Origin of the sequence: Scytonema sp. HK-05, from assembly GCF_963872035.1 — a bacterium.
Classification (GTDB): Bacteria; Cyanobacteriota; Cyanobacteriia; order Cyanobacteriales; family Nostocaceae; genus Kalymmatonema.
Map to the genome: position 1 here is coordinate 43,809 of NZ_CAWMYC010000132.1, position 19,083 is coordinate 62,891.

The following is a 19,083-nucleotide window of genomic DNA, read 5'->3' on the forward strand; positions in this document are numbered from 1 at the left end:
GGCTAACGCATCCTACTGGCTCTACAACTCAAGGGTTAAGCAATTTCTTCAATTCTGCATCTGTAAACGGATTCTTGCCAGCCCGTAAATCCTTCACCCAACGTTGCACTTTTGATTTCCATTCCTTATCATCAGCCTGGGCAATATATGCCTCAAAATCCTCAATTGCGCCTTGAGTGTTATTTGTCAGCGCCCTTGCAAGTCCACGGCTAGCCCGCCACCCTCCCTTATTCTTCTCAGGTGCAAGTTGTACGGTTTTTTCACAGGCAAACATGACATCAGCAGCACGACGATGCAAGCTACCGTACCAGCAGAGTGATGCCCAAGAATCAGCGTCAATTTCTACTTTTGGATCTAGCTGTTGGGCTTGTGTGTAAGCTGTTATGGCTTCTTTTACTTTACCCTCTTCTACAAACTTCTTTCCTTTCTCAACCAAAGCTTTAGCTACCAGTTGCCCAGCTTTTGCCTTTGGATCAAAGCCTAAATTAGGATCTAGTTTTAAGGCTTGTTGGAACTTAGCAACTGCACCGTCAAAATCACCTGCTTGTGCTAGTTCCTCTCCTTGTGCAACCAAACGTTCAGCTTGTCCTTTGATAGCAAGCTCTTGTGCTTTTGCCTGTGGGTCAAATTTTAAACGAGAATCCCACGTTTGTGCCTTGTGGAACTTAGCAACCGCACCCTCAACATTGTTTTCATTTCTCGCCAACTTCTCACCTTGCATAACCAGCACTGAAGCAGCTTGCACCAAAATAGATGGATTTTTTTGGCATTCCTCTAGTTCTGCCAATGTCTCAGGATGGGCAACCAGGTAATGATTGAGCAAGTGACAACCATCACTCACCAACTGATTGAGATCCAAATTCCATAAAATCACTGTCTTGTCCCTACTGCCAGAAGCAATCGTCTTGCCATCGCTACTGAATGCCACGCTTAAGACTTCACTGCTATGCCCCTTAAGAGTATTGAGTAGTTTGCCGCTTGCCACATCCCACAGTTTGATGGTGTTGTCCGAACTGCCAGAAGCAATCGTCTTGCGATCGCTACTGAAGGCAACGCTCGAGACATTACTGCTATGCCCTTCTAAAGTGTTAACCTCAATAACTTTATTTTCTTTTGGCTGTTTGTACACTGCTTGCTGCAAGGTTGCTACAGTCCGCATCCGGGTATCTGCCTTTGCCCAATCTGTCTTTCTCAGTTTTCCTCCTGCTTTGATACCGTCTATTAGGGCATCTAAAGTTTGCTCAGAGTTAGAAAATGCTTCTGAAGAATTCGTCAGTGCTTTGATTTCGTTGATTTCAGCTTGCTTTCTTTGCTCCTCTGCCCGCTGTGCTGCATCCCACGCGGTACCTGCTAGCACAGCTAACACTAATCCTGCTGCAACTGAACCTGCAAGTGCTACTCTCAGAAAACGATTGAACTTTTGTTCACTCAGCTTTCTTTGCTTTCTTTCCCTTTCCAACTCCGCCATCACTTGGCTTAACTTCGGTTCTTGTTGCTGGCGGATAAACTCAGCTAAATAGTCATGCACCAACTGATAACGGTTTGCCGGATTTTCTTTTAACAAAACAACTAAGCCAGATTCCACAAAAATCTCTAAAACCAAATCTAACTTGCTGAGATCCCCCCAACCCCCCTTGAGAAGGGGGGCTATCTTCCCCCCTTTGTAAGGGGGGCTAGGGGGGATCTGCGCGGGTTGAACATCGTTAACCGAAATAAATTGCTGCAAATCCCGTTCTAGTTCAGCACGAGTCTTCAACGGGCGAGTCCCCTTTTCATCCGTCAGCAAATACAACACAAATTCTGCCGTTTGCTGATTTTCTGTGCCGCAGTCCTCAACGACTGCATTTAGGTAGCGTTTAACCAGTTCTTCCTTTGTGCCACACTCGCGATATTTTGCCAAAGTTGTGATGTCTTCCGTTTGCAGTTGCGCCCCCACCACCTGCAACTCAATCGGGCGCACTTCCCCCAGTTCCTGCGACAAATCTCGCACCAATTCGTTAATTAAAGCAGGTTCTAAGTGAAAGTTAGCACGCTCTGTTAATTGCTGAATAATTGACCTTGCATCATCACGCGAGAAGTTACCCAACTCGTAAAGAACATTCTCACTCAGAATATCAATCTGAATCATCGAATTGTCGCGGAAGCGATTAAACTTGAGCAAGTAATGTAAGTAATCTTCTCGCAACGACAATACTATCTTCACCGATAAGATGTTAAGGCAATCTCTTAAAAAATGAAAAAATAACCACCTTTGCTGTGGTTCAATATCAACAAAGAAAAACTCCTCAAATTGGTCAAAAATCATCACCGGACGCAGATTATCCGTCTCACACTGTCGTAATAGTTTTAACAAGCTAGTTCGGGAGTGAGGCGTTTCAACTTCTGAGACTGGCGCTTGAGTGTTTGATACTCGCGCTTGAGTGTTTGATACTCGCCGTTGAGTATCTGAGACTGGTACTTCAGTATCTGAAGCTGAAGTTTGCGTGTCATCAACCGATCTCCCCATTTCTCTCAACGCTTCTTGTATCTGACATCCCAACTCATCCAGCCAGTTCGTGTAAACTCGCACTACGATAACTAAATTATCTTGAATGCCGATCGCTTTGTTTTTCAAAGCTGGCACAAGTCCTGCATTCACGAGCGAACTTTTGCCAACTCCTGATTGTCCATGAATCACTATCAATTTATAGTCATGGCGACCGATGCGTTCAATCAAACGTTCTACATCCAGCAAACGACCAGAGGCGCTAATTTCTGGGGCGACTTCCTGTAGAGACGCGCCACCTCTCGTCTCTACAATTGGGGATAAATTTGCTTGTCGTGTTGCTTGTAACCTACCCGCGCCGATAAACGCCCGCAAGCCAAATTGTTGTTCTATCGAAAGCCTTTCTTGCTTAATTTTAAAAGCTTGTAGATATTCCTTTTGTTTTAAATATAAGCTTCGTAAATTTATTAATATATTGATATAAAGCTGCGGAGCATTATCAGAAACACCAATCTTTATGGCTGCTTCTAAATGACTGATAGCCGCTTGTTGGTCGCCTAGCTTTTGTTCTGCTTGCGCGAGAATTAATAAAAATCCCTGGCGATTAGAAATCGCGGCTACCCCCCTTTCGTCCCCCCTTAGCAAGGGGGGATACAGGGGGGTTCCCTGCGCGGACTTATTAGCCGTAGATAAAACTTCTAATGCTTTTTCAGCTAATTTTTTGGCATCTTGCCATTTCTCATTTGCCAGAGCAACTTCAGCTAAAAAGCCATAATCCTGAGATATCTTGAGCAAATTTCCTTCAGATTCATGAACTGGCAAAGCTTGCTCAGCCAAAGCTTTTAACTTAACCCAATCTTGTAAATCACGCAGAATAACGCCAAATTTGTCAAGTAAATTAGCAACTAAATCTGGACGTTGAGCAGCTTCCAAGACTTTTATAGATTGCTGAAGATAATTTCTCGTTTCTTGCCAATCAGGATGCTCCGTGTTGTTATGTTGTAGAGACGTTGCATCTCTTGGTTCTACAGTCTGAGGAGAATTTGTTTTATGTTGCCTAGCTTTTTCGTAATAACATAAAGTGATATCGCTCAGGACTTTGCTTTGCCGTACTAAATCATAAACTTGCTGCCAAAAAGCCAAACTTAGTTTATAATATTCCAGAGCATTATCAAAGTTCTTATCAACATATTCTGTTAATCCCAACAAATATTCAATTTTCGCTATTGCTTCTGGCTCTAGAACTTGTCCAGAATTTTGCAAATCTTGCCAAGCTAATTTAATCTCGGAACATTTTTCTAAAGTCAAGCTGTCATCACCAGTCAACAATTGCTCTGCTGTTTCTTGCAAAAACGCAATCAATTCATCAGCAGCAATTGTAAAATTCCTAGTCGTTGCCCAACTCTCCAAATCAGGAGCAAACTGCATCAGTTGCTTGTGGACTTCATCATTAATCCACAACACTACAGGGAAAGGAAAATGATTACGAAACTCCTCCCGCACCTGATTTGCAGAAATCAGCATTTGGTCGAGATTACGCACTGATTCTAAACCCAAAACCATTAAGGCTTGTACATTCTCCCCGAATTCCTCACGAATTGCTGTGTAGAGAGTTCTGTCAGATTCTTTAAGAACCAAGACGCGAATTTCAACCTTGGAGATTTCACGTAACCGTTCTACCAACCGCTTGCGCGAACTAGCATAATTGCACCGTGCCAGAATCAGCTTAAAGTGTCCAACAGAAGCCTCAATCGCCCAACTCAGTTGTTGCAATGAGCGCTCATTATTGACACGGACATCTTCTGATTTGCCATTTGTCATTTTGTCATATCGTGTCTGTTTGATGAACAAAACGCGCCGCAGAACCCCACCCCTAACCCCTCCCCGCAAGCGGGGAGGGGAACTTTGGCGTTAGCTAAAAGCGGGGTGGGGTTCTTTGATTGTGGGCAATGAGACGGACATATTATCATGAATCATTATTTTCTCCCCCCAACTCTCCACTCACCCGTTCAACTCCCTCGCCTCTGCCAAAATGGGATTAACATCAAACCAAGACTCACCGCGATGGCACGGAGTGCCCGCCGTAGGCGATCGCGATATTCAAAAACAAACCGACTGCGGATCAGCTTTTGATATCCGTGATCATCGCTCACTTTTTTCCTTTGCTTGACTTGACGTAGCAATTCCCACTCATCATCAGAAATGGGTAGAGTCATTTCATTGCGACGCGCACGAATCACATTGTCCAAAGTATCACGAGTCAGAGGAAGTGACATTTCCTCCATAATCCATGTATTCAGCAGCCTCAGCAAGTCGCGCACATGACCACCACTCATTCTACATAAGCGCTCAAGTGTTGCTTTGCGGTCAAAAATAAAGGTAATATTACTGAGACGCTGGTCTGGTTGCAAGTCAGGAAAGGCTCTTGCCAGTACCATCTGTTGTATGAGCGCCATTCCTTCTTCATGAATACTGGCATCTGACCATTGTACGGGTACCATCGGCAACACTCTAGGGTCTTCCAAAAATCGCTGTGTGAGCGTTCCATAGTCATTGGAAAACTTCAGGGGAAGTGGCATTGTATACACCATATGACAATTCAACTTGGTCAGATACTCACCCTGATCCACAAACAAGTATTCCTGTTGCGGACGCCCCCAAGGCTTCGGGCGATTATCAATTCTGTCAAGATTATCTACAATTACCACGAGACCTTTTTTGCCCTGCTGTTTCAGTTTGGCTATAGCAGGTTCTAGCAATTCCTTATTAATCGCGTCCAGCAGCTTAATTTTTTGTGGTCCGAGATACTGGTTAAGTTTTTCGCGCAGCGTTGAATCACTCTTAGTTTTAGCAGTGATTTCCCCAATACCAAAAGCCAGAGTAAACTTTTCTTTTTCAGAAGTGACACCAAAATCACCAACATTGGGAACTTTGAGTTTTAGCCCTGTCACCTCGGCGTTTAAAACCCTCACTGCACCTTGGAGTAACTCCTTAAGCCTGCTGGGTTCCTCAAGGTTGAGTTTCTCTAAACTTTGACTGACACGACGGGCGATGTCTAACGACAAGCCGCTCCGCGTCTACGCTAGCAGCACATCAGCAATATCCACATCATTGACACTCCCCACGGCTAAAAGCCGGGGGATTCTTGGCTCAACGTCGGAACTTGCACATGCCTGGGTTGCCCCAAGTAGCGTAGAGATTCCGACTCCCCAAGCGTTACTTCCCGGATGCCCTCCGGTAGACTTTGCTTTACACAAAATATTGATAGCTGCGTTTACATCTCGTTGCAACACCGTCCCACAATGTGGACAGTCGTGAGTTCTTGTAGACAGTCCTTTTTTAACAGTTTGTCCACAATTACTACACTTTTGCGATGTGTAATGAGGTGCAACAGCAACCACTTTAGTATTAAACTTCAAAGCAAAGTATTCCAACCAACGACGAAAAGAAGTCCAAGCAACATCGCTAATCGACTTGGATAGGTGGCGATTCTTTACCAGTCCTTTCACATTCAAGTCTTCGTAGGCGACAAAGCTGTTAAGCTTGCACACGCAACGCGCCAGTCTCTTGGCGTGTTCTTCACGTTGCCTACTTACTCTTAAATGCTTCCGGGCATATCGACGGATTGCTTTTCGTCTGTTGTTCTTGCCTTTCTCTTTCTTATAAATCCGACGTTGAGCGTGTTTGATGACTTTCTCTGCCTTCCGCAAGAATCGGGGATTTTCTTGATGATGTCCGTTGGAATCAGAGTAAAAGTACTCTAATCCAACATCTAACCCAATCTCACCATCCTCACTTCTAGGTTCAGTTGTCACATCAGCCTTGACGCAAAATTGGACGTAGTAGCCATCAGCACGGCGAACAATCCGAACTCGTTTGATTAAGCCTACAGGGTACGTGTGAATGTCCCACTTGCCTAATAACTTAAGTTCTCCAATCCCCTTTTTGTCTGAGAAAGTTATTCGACGTTTAGATGGATGCAGTTTCCAACCCGACACCTTGTATTCGACACAACGGCTATCTTTTTTAAAACGCGGATAGCCTTTCTTGACGGGGGAATGCCTGGAAAAATGAGCGGAACCTTCATGGTTGATCGTCTTGGCATCACGGTTATTCGTGGGGTTACTAAGGTTCGGCTCATTTTTTTGTCCCAATGCGACGCCTTGTTTATTGTTCTTGCAGTTGTCGAAGAATCGTGAAATAGCCCGCTCTACGTTCTCAACGGACGCTTGACAAGCATGACTGTTTAAATCTTTGACAAATGCGTATTCAGCACGCAACTGAGTGTTGTACTGGTACAATTCTTTCTTTCCGACGCCACGATTATCCATCCAGTATCTCAGGACTTTATTTCGTACAAACTGACTTGTCCGAATCGCTTCATCTATTGCTATTGCTTGAGACGAACGAACTACTGCTTTGTATTCCAGTACCAACACTCTTGAATCACCTCCTTGTTTGTTACTATAAGTCTGATAGACCTATAGTAAAAGAGAAAAGTTCCTTATGGCAAGAAAATATGCAGCTAAAAAATTAACTGTTCGACTAAGTGAACAAGAATGGGAAATAGTTCAACAAATATCTGAATCCGAGGGTATTGACTACAATGATGTGATTCGTGACGCTGTACGGAGGTTAGGACGGGGATTAAAATCCCCTACGGGCTTATCCCCATAAATAGAATTTAGGGGCTTGCGCCCTTCGATTTTCGGTCATTTCCAAATCTTCACTAGACTCAAAATAGACCACATGAAAGCCATCCGCTTCCAGTTCTAATTTCAGCCTCAGCAATTCTGTAGATTTCCCACAGCCAATATGCCCAGTAAATAGAGTGCAGGTTGGGTCATGTGGCTTAAAAAACGTAATTTTCTGCTTCAGTTTGCCGATGATATCTCCGCCGCGCACCGAGGAAAAGTCAATGTAATACTTCTTATCCTGCGCGTTGTTAACAACCAGAGTCCGGCTGGGGTCTGTTGCTTCAAAAAATTTTCGTAAATCTACTGCCATAAAGCTTGTAATCTAAATATTTTTTATATCCTTGCTTCCAAAGATATACGTAATTACAGCGTTTATGCTTGCTTTTCCGGTGATGTTAATATCTTAAGTTATTTATTAGTGGTTTGTAGTAAGCGCTGTCTTCGCTAAAGCGCCAACTACGAACCCCTTAAATGATATCCGGATCTACACCCATCGCCCGCAACTCTTGTCTCCCTCATCCCCCTCATCTCCCTCATCTCCCTCATCTATTTTGCATCGCACTTAGGAGACGTCTGCCAAGAACTATGGGGCGTAACGGTGGGCGCATGGGCAATCAGGACGACCTCTCCTTTAGCATTTACCACCCACCCAGTAGCTTCAACGATGGGTTCTGGTGTGGCGGTAGTTGTGCTGGTAACATTTGCATTCTTTCGGTTTTCACGCTCAGGTTTGAGAGTCACCAAATCTACTTGTACAGCGTCAGGTGTCAACATTTCCAAAGGACTGGGCGGTAATCCGCCACGCCCGGTGATAATAAATTGGTTCTGCTGTTGAGTTCCACCCGCTTGACAACCCTGTGCCAGCCGAGTATCATCTGGCGGGGCTTCTGGTAAATTGACTAACCCACTGCTGGGGTCAATACCAGGCGTGTTGATTTCTACGACACCATCTAACCCACGTTCAGAATTGGCGGTGATGTCACTATCAGGCGAAAGAAAGAGTCCTTGAGTATTGATGCGGATATTTCCGCCGTTCCCCTCGAAAGCATTGGCAGTGATGTCGCTATTCTTTGCAGACACTAATACGTCAGTGTCGATCTTAATATTGCCGCCATTCCCACCTGCTTGTGCAGTACCAGCGCTGGCAGTGATGTTGCTGTTGTTACGTAGTACGATATCTCTAGCCTTGAGAGTGATATTCCCACCTTCGCCCGATTTCGTCTCAGTTGTGATGGTTCCTTGGTTGTCAAGACGGATCGAGCGAGCGTTAACTTCTATGTTGCCAGCATTAGCAGTTGCGTTACCTGTAACGCGAGCAAACAAGCCACTGTTAGGACTATCATTATCAATTAATCGTACACCAAATTGGTTAAGCCGAACCGCAAAGGTAGGATTGCTACCAGAGATACTAACCCTGTCAGTGGCGTTGACAGTGATGTTACCTGCATTTCCACTGCTGAAGGCGCTGGTAAGGAGTTGTCCACCACCAGTAAGCTCAAGGGTATTCGTGTTAACAGTGATATTGCCTCCATTACCAGCGCTCGTACTTCGCGCACTCACAACCGCTCCATCTGATACGCGCAAGCTACCAGTAGTGACACTGATATTACCGCCCTGACCAGTAGCATTTCCCTCATTGCTACTAATCAACCCACTAATCAAATTTTCTTTAGCTGGATTGACCCCAGAAATAGTGACAGATTCGGATGCATTGATTTGAATATTGCCCCCCTTTCCTTCTCCAAGGGTTCTGGACAATAGTTCAGCACCTTTAGTTAAAGATAACACTCTAGCGTTGATATTGATGACGCCACCATTCCCCGATCCAAAAGCATCGTTGGATATGAAGCTATTGTCAACATAGACAGTATTGCGAGCATCAATCATCACGTTCCCAGCACGCCCTTCTGTATAAGTACTGCTTTCTAGGAGAGTGCCATCGGTTAAAGAGACTGCTTCCGCTTGGATGTTGATGTCACCACTATTGCCAGTGCCTATTTTTTCTGCTTTGGTAATGAAGATACTGTTTGCAATATCAACAGAATTATTAGCCTGCACAAATACCCCTTTAGCGTTTCCCTGTCCAAAGGTACTGGCACTCAGGGTAGCGCCATCAGTTAAGGAGAGCGACCCAGCCTTGATATGAACGCCACCAGTATTGCCCTCGGCTGCAACTTCCACATTGCTAAAGAAAAAACTATTAGCAATAGAGACAGAATCATTAGCATACACAAATATCCCTCCAGCATTCCCCTTTCCATAGGTGCTGGCTCTGAGGTCAGCATTGTTTAACGATAGTGACCCTGCCTTGATATCGATACTGCCAGTATTACCGATGGTTTGAGGATTCTCATCACCCACATTATTAAAGATAGAGCTATTTGCAATAATCATCCTGTCTGTAGCATTGAGCATGATATCTCCCGCCTGAGTGCCAACTGAGTTTATCCCAGCTCTAAGGGAACTTCCTCCCGAAATCCCTAGATTCCGGGCATTGACTGCAATACTACCCCCACCTTCAGCGGTTACATCAATAACAGCTTTATTACTGAGTGATACATCGGCTCGCGCCAGCCTATCAGGAAAACTCAAACGCAAATTGTTGCCATCCACATTAAGTCCTATCGTTCCCGCTCCAGCCACTCCTCCCAACTCGACTCGACCACCCAAGGCATTCAACTTCCCGCCATCCAAGCTCACATCACCGCCCACTAGCGCCAAAGTATTCCCTTGCTGCACCTGTAGACCAACGGGTTGACCATTATTATCAGTTACTTGAGATCGATTTCGGATGCTTGCCCCATTCCCCCCAAATTGCAAACCAATGGGAACACTGATAGTTAGTAAGGGCACACTTTGGGGCAACTTTGCACTAAACTCTGTACCATCAGCAAATTTTACAGCACTGGCAGTACTTGCTAAGAAAGACCCGCCAATGTTCAAAGAGGCATTAGGACCAAATATAATCCCCGACGGATTAATCAGAAACAGGTTAGCTGCACCATTGGCGCGAATTAACCCATCAATGTTAGAGACTGACCCACCCGTTACCCGACTAATGATGTTTTGAATATCCGTAGCATTATTGAAGAAAGCTGTGGAACCAGTGGGAACAGAAAACTCCCCAAAGCTGTGGAATAAATTGCCACCCGCTCTGGTTCCTCCTTCAATAATTCTGGTGTTCCCCTCTAGTTTGACGCTGGAATTATTGGGTAGGGTTGCATCCGGCACGATTTGAGTTTCTTGAGCCTGAGTAGAGTCTATTGTGGTTAAACAGCAGAAGCTAATTCCGCTAATAAAAAAGAAGCGGAGAATGTACTGTCTCATGATGCTGCTTGCCTCAAATGTTACAGTTATTATTGCCCTGAACAATGTTGCACAATTGTGTAACAATTTAACTGTCGTAACTGTGTCTCATGATGCTGCTTGCTTCAAGTGTTACAGTTATTGCTACCCTCAACGGGATTGCACAATTGCGTAATGATTTAACGGTCGTAGGTAAGGCATAACCCCACCCAAAAAGTTTCAAATGCTACATACAGTTACCACTACTCGATGTAATTTGGTAGTTTATCGTGTAGTTTGCACCGTTTTGTGTGTCTCTAATTTCTATGGATCGCGACGAGTTAAATGTAATCATTCGCTCACCAATAATCTGTTGAGGACTGGTTGGGCTAACCTGATAATAAAGTTGAACGGTGACTGTATTGCCAAAACAGCCAAAGGTATTAAGTGTAACTGGATTTCCAGCATTAAGAGCGTACGGACCTGAATTGACTCCTGTTTCTTTGATTTTTACATTTACGTTGCTAGCCGGGACGTCAGATGTTAAAGACGTTAAGCGCAATAAGTTTACCCAGTCGGGGTGATAATAACCCGAGCTTTCTAGAAATTCTTGCGTGTTCTCAGCTAAAACGTAGTTTCCACAAAAGACGGCACTTGTAGCTACAGCGATTCCTAGCCCTAATTTCAAACTCCAACTTTTCCAGCTTTGAGTCATATCAGAAATTCCCTCTTCCAAAGCAACAGGAGTTAAGCTCACTCTCGGTAATTGCTGATGAAAATCAACACTAACCAAATGGTCAGAAGTTTACCCACCATAGGGAGAAAGACACTTTACTGTATGAAAGTTGTCAGCCCCTATTTATTCATCAGGAGAATATTCCGCTTTTCTGCAATATCCAGATTTTTTTTACAAAACTTTACGCCAAGGTCGAAGGTTATGTCCTGCTGGCAAATGATACTAAGTTGCGATCGCTCGGTTGACTGACACGGGGAGACGGGGAAAAATTCACCCCCTCATCCTCCTCATCTCCCCCATCCCCCTCATCCCCCTCATCCCCCACTCCCCACCTATGGCACAATAAAAACGGTAATAAGAAAAATATAGATAAGGTAATAAGCGTGAGTCCAACTGCTCAAGCTACCGCAAGTGCGCGTCGCGTGGTATTTCCATTTACAGCAATTGTGGGTCAGGAAGAAATGAAACTGGCTCTACTATTAAACGTGATTGACCCGAAAATTGGCGGTGTGATGATTATGGGCGATCGCGGTACCGGAAAATCCACGACTATCCGGGCGCTGGCTGATTTGCTCCCAGAAATCCCCGTCGTTGCTAATGACGCCTTCAATAGCGACCCCAGCGATCCCGACTTGATGAGCGATGAAGTCCGCCAACAGCTAGAGCAAGGGGCGGATATTCCCGTAGTTCAGAAAAAAGTCCAAATGGTAGATTTGCCGCTGGGAGCGACAGAAGACCGAGTTTGCGGCACAATTGACATCGAAAAAGCTTTATCAGAAGGTGTCAAAGCCTTTGAACCGGGACTACTGGCAAAAGCTAACCGGGGTATCCTTTATGTGGATGAAGTAAACTTGCTAGATGACCATTTAGTAGACGTGCTTCTTGACTCCGCCGCAAGTGGTTGGAACACGGTAGAACGGGAAGGTATTTCTATCCGTCACCCAGCGCGTTTCGTTCTCGTGGGTTCCGGTAACCCAGAAGAAGGAGAACTACGCCCCCAACTCTTAGATAGATTTGGAATGCACGCGGAAATCCATACAGTTAAGGAACCAGCTTTGCGCGTGCAAATCGTTGAGCAAAGGTCAGAATTCGACCAAAATCCGCCAGCATTTCTGGAAAACTACAAACAACAGCAGGAAGCACTACAACAGAAAATTGTCAACGCTCAAAAGTTGTTACCTTCTGTGACAATTGATTACGACTTGCGAGTCAAAATTTCCGAAGTTTGCTCGGAACTTGACGTGGATGGGTTGCGGGGAGACATTGTAAGTAACCGCGCCGCCAAAGCCTTAACTGCATTTGAAGGACGTACCGAAGTCACACTTGATGACATCCGCCGTGTCATTACTTTATGTCTGCGTCACAGATTACGCAAAGACCCCTTAGAGTCAATTGATTCTGGATATAAAGTAGAAAAAGTTTTTAGCCGCGTCTTTGGTGTAGAACTACCAGAAGAGACAACACAAAAAAATGGTACAGGACAAAAGTTAGGAGTTAAAAGTTAAGAATGAAGAGTGAAGAAAGAAGATAAAAGAAATTCTTTTATCTTCTTTCTTTTATCTTCTTTCTTCTTTATTTTTCAGCACTTACCAGTTAATTATGAGATTTTGGCACTTTTGGTTCAACAGTTTTGTTTTATCCAGCCAATACAATCCGCCTCGGTTTGTAGAGATGCTGATGGTACTGCTAGCAATTGCAATGCTGATTGTTTGGAATTTTACGCTAGCGATACCTTATATGATACTTGGCTGGAGCTTTGTGGTTGGGGCATCTATTTCAATCTTGGTACGAGAAGCCATTGCTCCCTCACCTGATATGCGAGTGAACCAATTAGCAGCAGTATTTTTTCTCAGCATCAGTCTTTATGGTTTTGTCTATGTATTTCAAACTCTCTAACGAGTGAAAAGATAGAAGATAGAAGATTAAAAGTAGAAGATGAAAAATCAAATAATTTCTTCACTCTTGTGTATTTACTCTTCTCTTTTTGCTTACCATCCTTGCATTTCCACCAGTTCCATACATAATTCATTTATTTGCTCTAAATCCGGTCTATCACGCAAGGATGAGTCTTCGTACACCTTTTCCATTTCAGCAACTAAGTCATCTGCCATTTTCATCACTTGTTCATAAGAATAATCGCCCTTGAGGATAGCTTTCAAGTCTTCTGCATCACCAGCCACCCTTCTATCTACAATCACTTCTCCTGTTCGCAATATTTCTAGTCCACTACGTAATAACCTAACGCAGTGCATCCCATGCTTAAGGTCAAAACCTGATTTTCTCTCCATTTCTGCCCTAGCCGGGTTTCTGTTTTCCTGCCATGATAAATATGCTTTCCATTCTCTTAAAGCTATTTGATAAGTTTGACTTTTTTTCAGTAGGCGAATAAAATCTTTTCGACTATTTGTTAATTCTTGTGTGTATTCTAAAGTTTCATTAGGTAAAGGATACTGTTTAAGCACCCCCTTAAAATCTATATCCGCTGTAAGCAACTTATATAATTGCTCTGCTTCTTCTAAAAACTCAATTTTTCCTCTAATTAAGTGATAAAGATATTCTAGGAAAGCATTGAGTTCATCTTTTGTAAGTGGTGCTTCATCTTCTATATCAAAATCAGATGGAATTGGTTTCTTTTGCGGTGGATTTAACAACCACTTACGATGAGTTTCGATTTTTTTGATTTGGGCAAAGGCATAACCAGAGTAAGTATGCTTTACCTTCTTGCTGAAAAATATTTGTCTGTGGTTAATTAAGTGCTGTCCTACTGGGGTTAAAACAGGATATTCATTCAACCATAGCAATTCTAAAACATTAGGATTTGCCCCAGACAATAACTGAATAATCTTTTTTAATTCGTATATAACTGTGTCTTTGTTTCCATCTAGAAACGGAAACATTCCTAGTTCATCCCAGCCATCATCTTTTTGTTCAATATGGTCAAATCCCAAGTAATACCTTTTGGGTGCGATAAATACGCCTCGATAATCATAGTCTGAATCAGGTCTATTTAACCCATAGCCATGGCTACCTGCTAACCCAATCAAAATCGTTCTTTTTTCAACTTCAATTCTTTTCATTTCACAAAACCACTCCGAAGTCTTACTTTAAGTATTCGCTCTATCTCCGTATTTTTCAGTAATTTCATACGAACTTCATTGAGTATACCTAAGTATAAATAACTATTGCTTTCCTACGTGAACTAATATTTCGTAATGCAAACTTTTTCATAAAAACATCTAATTTCTATGCATTTCTCAAGAAAATGTTGACATACTTATTAGGGAATAAAACCAATTTTTAAGCAACGAAGATTTTTATTTAATTTTAAGAGCTAGTTATGACAACCTTAAAATCCTGTGTTTCAGCTTGTCGGTACTGTCGATATTACACTCCAGAAGGTCAGCGTGGTGGTACGTGCCGATTGTTTAATGTATCAGTGAAATCTGGATGGAAGGCTTGCTCTTTATCTGTGCCATCTTTTGCACCTGCTTGCGAAAATCTAGTTGGCACTCCTAGCTTTAGATAAAAACACTCAAAGTCTAAAAGTGTTGTTCGAGAACTCTTGTCTGGTGAAGGGTTGATCCTGTTTTACTTTGACAAAAACTTAGTCCTTAGGGTATATTTATAGATCGTGTGTCTAATTCCTGCTCGGATCAGGTAAAGACAATGCAAAAGCTGGAAAGCTTTGTCAAGAGCATACGATCCAGCTACCTGTACGGCAACCTCAAGGACAATTCCATGACCTACGCAATTATTGAAACTGGCGGCAAACAATTACGAGTCGAACCAGGTCGCTTTTATGATATTGAACTGCTTTCTGTCGAACCGGACGAGAAAGTTACCATAGAAGCAGTATTGTTAGTGCAGCATAACGGCGAAGTCACCATAGGACAGCCGCATGTGGCAGGGGCAAAGGTAGAAGGAACGGTGTTGCGGCATCTTAGAGGTCGCAAAGTCCTGGTGTATAAAATGAAACCGAAAAAGAAAACCCGCAAAAAGCGGGGTCATCGCCAGGAAATCACCAGATTATTGATTAACTCAATTAGCGTTGATGGTTCAGTTCTTGCCTCAGAAGACAGCGCGATCGCTCTCACACAAAATGCTGAGGTGACAGAACCAGTTGCCACTGGTACGGAGAATAATGAAACTCAACAGACTATCGATGTTACTGCTGAACCAGTTGCAACAACTGAAACTCCAGAGGCTGCTGACAACCAACCTGTTGAAGAAACTGCTAGTGAATAATAGATAAAAGAAGTAGAAATACAAGAGGAAATTATGGCTCACAAGAAAGGAACAGGTAGTACACGTAACGGTCGTGACTCTAATGCTCAAAGATTGGGTGTGAAGCGCTACGGCGGTCAAGTTGTGCGGGCGGGAAATATCCTAGTTCGCCAGCGTGGCACTAAATTTCACCCTGGTAACAACGTCGGTATTGGCAGTGATGACACTCTGTTTGCTTTAGTTGACGGCGTGGTCACGTTTGAACGCAAGGGCAAAAACCGTAAAAAACTTAGTGTTTACCCAGTAGCTGCGGCAACTGAGGCTGCTGTAAGTTAGTCAAAAGTCTATAGTCAAGAGTCGATAACAACTATTAACTCTTGGCTATAGACTCTGATGAACAAAGAACTCACTAACTCAACAGACAGAATTCAGCATGAATTCTTTGCAAGTGGGTAGAGAGTTCTTTTTCACTTAGCACCGAATTTCTTTGTAGGCGCATGAATGATTTGATACTGAGTAAGCCTGATGTATCCGTGGTGCCATTCTAAATTTTAGACTTCTTGCATTCATTCCAAAAAAAAGAATGAATAATTAACCACAGATGGACACAGATGGACACAGATGGAACTCACATTCCGCAATCTTGTCTTTTGAGTTGTGAGTTCTCGTCAAATGAGTTTATGGATTAGCGCACCTAGGGCTAACCCAGTCAAAGAGAAGATAGATAAAAAGCAAAAGGCTTGCCCATCAGTGAAGCCCGCTGTTTGAAAATCTATCTTTCCCAAGACAGCCGCAGCAATAATTACCAAGGTATCAAGAAATACTCGGAACTGGGCTATCATCAAAAAGAATAAGAAAGCCGCTAAAACAGTAATACTAAAAGATTTGAGGTTTGATTTGAATAAGACAAAAGAATACTCTGTCAGCCTTCTCCAAGAAATGGTTAAGCCTGCCAGGACAACCAAGATAGCAATTACAGCCAGCAGCCATATAAACCAAGGAGCAGGAGCATATGTTTTGGATATCACCCAGCCTAAGGTAGTGTAAGTCAGCAGTAGTAATACTAGGGAAACAAAGGGAAGTCTTTTCAAAATTGACATGGGTTCTTCCCATTATAAGGACAGGCTATCATTCCAAAACTATCTAAAGGATAAGAAAGCATAAGGATACTGCGTAGGAAAGGATGAATCTCTTGCCTACACTATAACCCATCAAAAGACAGCCAATTTAGTTGATACATCTTGGCTTGAATGACTTAGACTATAAATTTAATATCATATTTTTTCTACCTTCAATCAAGAGGCTGTTATGCTCTGCCAATAAAAGCAAACCAAGTTTGCCAAGAATTCCCGCACAAATTGTTAAATATTTTGTTAAACATTTGTAAACTGTTAGCAGCTAAGTAGCGGCGTGTCATGTCTTGTTAAGGAATTATCATGAGACAACTTGTTATAGCTGAGCGTGTAAGCCTGATTGGTCATATCTTGGCAAAGGCTTTTGGGCTGATAGGCATTCTATTGGTCATACCCAATGCCGAAATAATTTTGAACTCAGGAGGGGTTGGACAAACAGCCATGCAACTGAGTTTGGCTGACGGCGGTGTGGTAGATATTATTTTGGGGACAATAGCTGTCTCCATTTATGCATACCGGATATTGGGATGGCGCACTTGGCTAGGGTTTATGCTGCCAGCTATGTCAATATCGGTGGGCAGTGAATTACTAGGAACCAGCACTGGGTTTCCCTTTGGAGACTACACTTACTTGAGTGGTTTGGGATATAAGATTGCGGGGCTTGTGCCATTTACAATTCCCTTATCCTGGTTTTATGTGGGCTTGTCTTCTTACCTGATTGCTCGTGCCGGTCTGGGTGTCGCTCAAAATCCCAGTTTAGCGCGTCACGTAGGTGCCATAGCCTTGGGGGCAATGCTGTTCACCTGCTGGGACTTTGCATTGGAACCAGCTATGAGTCAAACAAATCTCCCCTTTTGGTATTGGGAAAATCCAGGAGCGTTCTTTGGAACACCCTACCAAAATTATGCGGGTTGGTTTGGCACTAGCGCCCTGTTCATGACAGTAGCAGCCTTGTTATGGAAAAACACACCAATTAAAGTCGAGCGATCGCAACTCTGGGTACCCTTAATCGTTTATCTCAGCAATTTCTTCTTCGCTGCTGGACTCAGCTTAGCTGCTGGATTTGCTATCCCAGTTTCGCTGGGCTTTGTGATTGGCGTAGTTCCTGCTGTGGTACTTTGGTGGAGATCAAAAGCCTCATTTGCTAATGTTCCTGTTGCACCAACAACCACTGAAGTTTCTGTAGCAAGCGTCAAAGTTGCCGTTAAATAGAGCATTGATTTCCATCGCCAGGTATTTTGCTGTGCTAGACGTGTGGACGATAGCAAGTGCTATCTCACTCTTATTACTACTGATTCAACTACCAGCGACAGCAATTCTGCTGTCGCGCCTCGTCAAAGGACCTAGCCGCCTTCCTCCCATTGCACCCAAAAATCCCACACCAGAACTTTTGGGTGCTGTCAGCGTTGTCATTCCCACCCTGAATGAGGCTCTTCGTATTAGTCCCCTGCTAGATGCGATAAGTCGGCAAAGTTACGAAGTCCGGGAAATTATCGTTGTAGATAGCAAGTCTGGTGATGGCACACCTGACTTGGTAAAAGCGGCACAGCAAAAAGACCCTCGCTTTCGCCTGATGACAGATGATCCCTTACCCACTGGTTGGGTGGGGCGTCCTTGGGCGTTGCATTACGGCTTTTTGCAGACCTCGGAGGGAAGTGAGTGGTTTCTGGGTATGGATGCTGATACACAACCATCACCAGGTTTGGTTGCTGGTTTGGTGAAGACAGCAGAAGAGCAAGGCTATGACTTGGTTTCCCTCTCACCCCAGTTCATTCTCAAATATCCAGGAGAGTGCCTGCTACAACCAGCATTGCTGATGACTCTGCTTTACCGATTTGACCCTGCTGGTGTTAATACAGACCAGCCAGAACGGGTGATGGCAAATGGGCAATGCTTTTTATGTCGTCGCTCTGTTCTAGCGGCTGTCAGTGGATATACGAGTGCAAGTGGTTCTTTTTGTGATGATGTTACCTTAGCACGGAATATAGCTGCCTCTGGGTTTAAAGTCGGCTTCTTAGATGGGGCAAAAGTGCTGAAGGTGCGGATGTATGAGGGAGCAATGGAAACTTGGAAACAATGGGGGCGCAGCCTTGACTTGAAAGATGCTTCCTCCCGCGCTCAAATTTGGGGGGATTTATGGCTACTTTCAGCAGTTCAAGGTCTACCCCTCATAGTTGTCCTGAGTTACCTTAGTCTTTCCCGGACTGTCCCCTTGTCACCCTCTCCCCCCCTGCTTCTTTTGGGGCTGAATCTATTTCTACTGGTGATTCGTTTTGCAATGCTTTTGGCGATCGCACCTTCCTACGATCGCACTCAAGCAAACGGTGGCTGGTTGTTCTGGCTATCACCTCTAGCTGATCCAGTAGCGGTGCTGCGGATTTTCTTATCTGCATTCCGCACTCCAACAGAGTGGCGAGGGCGAAAATACTGAAGATAGAAGATGGAAGATAGAAGATAAAACAATTTTTTTATCTAGTGGGGGTTCGGGGGCTATAAGACCCGCGCTATAATCTTCGATTTAGC

General features: G+C 43.8%; 15 protein-coding genes and 1 pseudogene. 8 read left to right on the forward strand and 8 right to left on the reverse strand.

Translation table 11 applies throughout. The features are described from left to right. Positions 1-28: 28 nt before the first annotated feature. The 3 genes from AACT52_RS29530 to AACT52_RS29540 form a co-directional block, all read right to left on the reverse strand. A complete protein-coding gene (locus AACT52_RS29530; RefSeq protein ID WP_073634376.1) occupies positions 29-4,306 on the reverse strand; it encodes an nSTAND1 domain-containing NTPase in 4,278 nt (1,425 codons plus the stop codon). 188 nt (positions 4,307-4,494) lie between these two features. Next, complete coding sequence (locus AACT52_RS29535) at positions 4,495-5,550, reverse strand: ATP-binding protein (protein ID WP_233154108.1); 1,056 nt, start codon at positions 5,548-5,550, stop codon at positions 4,495-4,497. A 12-nt stretch (positions 5,551-5,562) separates the two neighbouring features. After that, positions 5,563-6,924: an RNA-guided endonuclease InsQ/TnpB family protein gene (locus AACT52_RS29540; RefSeq protein ID WP_233154109.1), complete on the reverse strand. Its 1,362-nt coding sequence runs from the start codon at positions 6,922-6,924 to the stop codon at positions 5,563-5,565. A 67-nt stretch (positions 6,925-6,991) separates the two neighbouring features. Between AACT52_RS29540 and AACT52_RS29545 the strand changes: the two genes are divergently transcribed. Next, complete coding sequence (locus tag AACT52_RS29545) at positions 6,992-7,162, forward strand: CopG family transcriptional regulator (protein WP_096549420.1); 171 nt, start codon at positions 6,992-6,994, stop codon at positions 7,160-7,162. Positions 7,163-7,192: 30 nt separating this feature from the next. Here the strand turns inward: AACT52_RS29545 and AACT52_RS29550 are convergent. From AACT52_RS29550 to AACT52_RS29560, 3 genes and pseudogenes are all read right to left on the reverse strand, one after another. Next, a pseudogene (locus AACT52_RS29550) lies at positions 7,193-7,492 on the reverse strand (ATP-binding protein); the annotation flags it as partial. Between the two features lie 236 nt (positions 7,493-7,728). Then, positions 7,729-10,509: a two-partner secretion domain-containing protein gene (locus AACT52_RS29555; RefSeq protein ID WP_073634377.1), complete on the reverse strand. Its 2,781-nt coding sequence runs from the start codon at positions 10,507-10,509 to the stop codon at positions 7,729-7,731. A 205-nt stretch (positions 10,510-10,714) separates the two neighbouring features. After that, on the reverse strand, positions 10,715-11,224 hold the full coding sequence (locus AACT52_RS29560; protein ID WP_073634378.1) for a hypothetical protein: 510 nt from the start codon (positions 11,222-11,224) through the stop codon (positions 10,715-10,717). Between the two features lie 362 nt (positions 11,225-11,586). Between AACT52_RS29560 and bchI the strand changes: the two genes are divergently transcribed. After that, complete coding sequence (gene bchI, locus AACT52_RS29565) at positions 11,587-12,708, forward strand: magnesium chelatase ATPase subunit I (RefSeq protein WP_073634379.1); 1,122 nt, start codon at positions 11,587-11,589, stop codon at positions 12,706-12,708. A 94-nt stretch (positions 12,709-12,802) separates the two neighbouring features. Next, the gene (locus AACT52_RS29570) at positions 12,803-13,099 is read left to right on the forward strand and encodes a hypothetical protein (protein ID WP_073634380.1); all 297 of its coding nucleotides are present in this window, start codon (positions 12,803-12,805) and stop codon (positions 13,097-13,099) included. Between the two features lie 92 nt (positions 13,100-13,191). Here the strand turns inward: AACT52_RS29570 and AACT52_RS29575 are convergent, their stop codons facing one another. Next, the gene (locus AACT52_RS29575; RefSeq protein WP_073634381.1) at positions 13,192-14,280 is read right to left on the reverse strand and encodes a nucleotidyltransferase domain-containing protein; all 1,089 of its coding nucleotides are present in this window, start codon (positions 14,278-14,280) and stop codon (positions 13,192-13,194) included. A gap of 260 nt (positions 14,281-14,540) precedes the next feature. On the opposite strand from AACT52_RS29575, the gene AACT52_RS29580 reads away from it, so the two are divergent. The 3 genes from AACT52_RS29580 (at position 14,541) to rpmA (ending at position 15,763) form a co-directional block, all read left to right on the forward strand. Further along, entirely contained in the window at positions 14,541-14,729 is a 189-nt protein-coding gene (locus tag AACT52_RS29580; RefSeq protein ID WP_096549421.1) for a hypothetical protein, read from the forward strand. A gap of 212 nt (positions 14,730-14,941) precedes the next feature. Continuing rightward, complete coding sequence (gene rplU / locus AACT52_RS29585) at positions 14,942-15,448, forward strand: 50S ribosomal protein L21 (RefSeq protein WP_073634388.1); 507 nt, start codon at positions 14,942-14,944, stop codon at positions 15,446-15,448. A 33-nt stretch (positions 15,449-15,481) separates the two neighbouring features. Then, positions 15,482-15,763, forward strand: coding sequence for a 50S ribosomal protein L27 (gene rpmA, locus AACT52_RS29590; protein WP_073634382.1), 282 nt, complete (start codon positions 15,482-15,484; stop codon positions 15,761-15,763). A gap of 332 nt (positions 15,764-16,095) precedes the next feature. Here rpmA and AACT52_RS29595 read toward each other — a convergent pair whose 3' ends face one another. Then, positions 16,096-16,527 carry a hypothetical protein gene (locus AACT52_RS29595; protein WP_073634383.1) on the reverse strand — a complete coding sequence of 144 codons (432 nt, stop codon included), beginning with the start codon at positions 16,525-16,527 and terminating at the stop codon, positions 16,096-16,098. 336 nt (positions 16,528-16,863) lie between these two features. Here AACT52_RS29595 and cruF point away from each other — a divergent pair, with 336 nt between their 5' ends. Next, positions 16,864-17,772, forward strand: coding sequence for a gamma-carotene 1'-hydroxylase CruF (gene cruF / locus AACT52_RS29600; protein WP_073634384.1), 909 nt, complete (start codon positions 16,864-16,866; stop codon positions 17,770-17,772). A gap of 31 nt (positions 17,773-17,803) precedes the next feature. Next, positions 17,804-18,991, forward strand: a complete 1,188-nt coding sequence (gene cruG / locus AACT52_RS29605; protein ID WP_073634389.1) for a 2'-O-glycosyltransferase CruG — start codon at positions 17,804-17,806, stop codon at positions 18,989-18,991. Positions 18,992-19,083 lie beyond the last annotated feature (92 nt).